We start from the raw sequence: 216 nt of genomic DNA, 5'->3' as shown, positions 1-216 counted from the left end.
ACGCTGAGCAGCTATTCCATCGGTCGTTTCAAGGTGACCCATGAGGATTACGCTTTTTATCTGAAAATGGCGGGGTTACCTGCCCAGCAGTTTGATAAAGAATGGCGGAATAAAACGCTGGCGGACATGACCCATCTTAAAAACAGTCCGGCGGTGGTGTCATGGCGCGAGGCCGACAGCTACTGCCGCTGGCTGAAAAAGGAGACGGGGCTGCCG

1 protein-coding gene is annotated in these 216 nt (G+C 54.2%); it reads left to right on the top strand.

Annotated elements, in window-relative coordinates; translation table 11 throughout:
• Positions 1 to 216: SUMF1/EgtB/PvdO family nonheme iron enzyme (locus OGV94_RS00090; RefSeq protein WP_286522111.1), on the top strand; the 216-nt coding region annotated here is incomplete at both ends.

Source organism: Citrobacter sp. Ce006, assembly GCF_030336535.1.
Classification (GTDB): domain Bacteria; phylum Pseudomonadota; class Gammaproteobacteria; order Enterobacterales; family Enterobacteriaceae; genus Citrobacter; species Citrobacter europaeus.
The sequence above is the reverse complement of the archived record's forward strand: the minus strand, read 5'-3'. Positions and strand labels throughout refer to the sequence as shown.